The following is a 3,266-nucleotide window of genomic DNA, read 5'->3' as shown; positions in this document are numbered from 1 at the left end:
CAAATATATAAGTGCAAATGGCGTCACTAACATCGTTTCCATCGTAAGCCCAATTGTTGCGTCGTAATTTAATAATTTTTTCGTTAATCCATATAATCCAAATGAAAAAGCAAGTGAAAGAGAAACCCATGGAATTGATCCGAAACGTATCGTTAAAATAACAACGCCTAATCCAGCTAAACCAACCGCAACATATTGCCAAAAATTAAGCTTCTCTTTTAAAACAACTGTACCAAGTAAAATACTTATAAGTGGATTAATATAATACCCAAGACTTGCTTCGATTACATGGTTATGATTTACGGCCCATATGTATACAAACCAGTTTCCACTAATAAGTACCGAAGCAATTGTTAATGACATTAATAATTTAGGTCGTTTAAAAAGGGCCACTAACTCCCCACCAAACTGACGAAACCTCTTCGTTACTCCTAAAACTAACAACATAAAAACAAATGCCCAAACGATGCGATGCGCTAATATTTCATCCGCCGGTACTTCCTCCACCCATTTCCAATAAATCGGAAGAACTCCCCACATCGTATACGCACCCGCCGCATATATAATCCCCTGCTTTTGCTCTGCTATTTGACTCCCCATCTTCCCTGTTCTCCTCTTCTCTTTTTTTCTTCATTATAAGGTCTCACATACTTACTTTACCAATATTCAATCTGCATTTCTTTCGACATTCCTCTTGTAAATCCGTTATATGTATAAAAACACTCCTACTGTTATAATAACGAGCGCCGGAATACCGAAGACAAATTTACTTTTATGTGTCTTATGATGAAACATATACATACCAATCCAAGCTCCAACCGCTCCTCCAGCTGCAGCTGATAAAAACAACGTACTTTCTGGCGTTCTCCACTGCTTTTTCTTTGCTTTTCGCTTATCAAGCCCCATCATACTAAATGCTATAACGTTGATAATAATAAAATAAATCCATTTCATCTCTTTCTCTCCCTTAAAAAATTCGCTTTATGTTAACACGAAAACAAGGTGCGCACAAATAAAAATGGCTATAGGAAAAAAATAAAACTTTTTAACCTACAGCCATCATTGTAATRCCTTATACTCTATTTCTAATCTTACTATGTTTTTTCGCGTATATAAAATAGATAAAAATACCTACAATAACCCAAATTGCAAAACTGATTAAAGTGGTTTTAGAAAGATTTAATGCTAAATATAAACAACTTACTATCGCAAGTATAGGTAAGAATGGAACTAACGGAGCACGGAACGGTCTTTTCAAATTAGGATGTGTCTTCCTTAATACAATTACAGCTATAGATACAAATATGAAAGCTGTTATCGTTCCCACATTCACTAAATTTGCCAACAAATTCAAGTCCAATAAACCTGCTAATACAGCCGCAAGAATACCCGTAATCCATGTATTAAAAAATGGTGTTTGATAACGTTTATGAACACTCGAAAATCTTTTTGGTAACAATCCATCTCGGCTCATCGAGTATGATACTCGAACAAATGCGAACATAGCAACTAACAGAACTGTTGTTAAACCAGCTATCGCTCCAACTGATAATAGACCAGCAATTCTATCCTCTCCTACAATACGCAGTGCATATGCTACTGGATCAGCTACATTCAGATCCGTAAATGGAACCATTCCAGTTAACACGAATGAAACACCAACATAAAGAATTGTACAAATGCATAAAGAGACAAGTAATCCAATTGGAACGTTACGTTGTGGGCGTTTCACTTCCTCTGCTGCTGTTGCAACTGCATCGAAACCTAAAAAGGCAAAAAATACAGTAGCAGCTCCTCCAATAACACCATGGTATCCAAAAGGAAGAAACGGCTGCCAATTCTCTGGCTTTACATAGTTTGCTCCTACAATAATAAATACTAAAATAACAGCCAGTTTGATAATAACCATTATATTATTTATACGTGCACTTTCTTTCACACCACGACTTAGTAAAAATGTAACAACTAAAATAATAATAACCGCTGGCAAGTCGATAATCCCGCCATTCCCCATCCCTGGTGCAGAAGCAACGATTGCCGGAATATGAATATTAAACCCTAATAGTAATGACTGAAAATAGGCTGACCATCCCGCCGCCACCGCAGAAGTAGCTAATAAGTACTCTAACATAACACACCAGCCAACTATAAAAGCAAAAATCTCACCTAATGTCATATACGTATACGAATACACACTTCCTGAGACCGGGACTGTAGATGCAAATTCAGCATAACAAAAAGCTACACAAGCACATACAATTGCAGCTAACATGAAAGATAATACAATTGCTGGACCAGCATGTTTCGCTGCTACAATACCTGTTAATACGAAAATGCCTGTACCAATAATTGCTCCAATTCCTAAAAGCGTTAAATCAATTGCTCCTAAAGTTTGCTGTAACACGTTTTTCTTTTCTTCATTCATTGCTTTCTTTATAAATAAACTCATTCGTAGAAACCTCTTTTTCAAAATTATCCCTTACTCATTACAATCTTTATTACTGTTGCTATTACACATTAATAATATTCATACTTTACTTTCACTCCCTATATAAACTCCACAAATTACATGCCTAAAAATCAGAAAAATCAATCTTCTAAAAATACGCTTGTTAACAAGCATGTTTTTAGAAGATTGATTGAATTTATCACACGATTAATTATATTGTCAACAATATAATTAATTCACCCACATCGAATAATTATAAATAAAATAGTATTCCAAAATATACGATACCACTTGAAAACACTGTTAATTCCCATTTCAATACATTTTATATTATTTCGGAATTCATTTTTATACATCAGACTCAATGAAATCCCCATATACAAACAAGATAAAACCAGTCGATTCGTTATATAGAAATAATTATTCATCTTATCTTGTTAGACCGATTAACTTCCCTACAAATTGCAAACAGTATTTTCACCTAAGACAATAAAAAAAGCGCAGATGTTCATCTGCGCTTTATTCTTCCGCTTCAATTTCTGTACTATTATTATCGATATGTTCCTTTTGAGCTTCTTCTTGCAGCTCTGCTGAAATCATCGCATGATAAATTTCTGGATATAATCCAAATATTTGATATACACTTCCTAAAAACGGCATCGGAATCCCTCATTTCTAAAGTTGTATTGCCATTCTTAAGGATTCCCTTTTCACTCATTATACATTCGTTTTTGGCACTTCTTCTTCATCGGGAACATGTAATACATTTTGCCATTTTTTATAAGGCGCACTATTTGGATCCACATACCCTTTCGCA

At 34.9% G+C, this 3,266-nt stretch carries 4 protein-coding genes; all 4 read right to left on the bottom strand.

Annotated elements, in window-relative coordinates:
* The coding region (gene rarD, locus AC1DTM_RS20990; protein ID WP_477000785.1) for an EamA family transporter RarD at positions 1 to 600 on the bottom strand (600 nt) is incomplete at its 3' end.
* A 105-nt stretch (positions 601 to 705) separates the two neighbouring features.
* Entirely contained in the window at positions 706 to 954 is a 249-nt protein-coding gene (locus AC1DTM_RS20985; RefSeq protein ID WP_002111093.1) for a DUF1294 domain-containing protein, read from the bottom strand.
* A gap of 118 nt (positions 955 to 1,072) precedes the next feature.
* Positions 1,073 to 2,449: an APC family permease gene (locus AC1DTM_RS20980; protein ID WP_016105811.1), complete on the bottom strand. Its 1,377-nt coding sequence runs from the start codon at positions 2,447 to 2,449 to the stop codon at positions 1,073 to 1,075.
* Positions 2,450 to 2,968: 519 nt separating this feature from the next.
* Positions 2,969 to 3,109, bottom strand: coding sequence for a phosphonate ABC transporter permease (locus tag AC1DTM_RS20975; protein WP_002111095.1), 141 nt, complete (start codon positions 3,107 to 3,109; stop codon positions 2,969 to 2,971).
* Positions 3,110 to 3,266 lie beyond the last annotated feature (157 nt).

The sequence above is a fragment of the Bacillus sp. P4_D3 genome (assembly GCF_056401855.1).
Note: the sequence above shows the minus strand (reverse complement) of the source record. Positions and strands in the feature narration are given on the sequence as shown.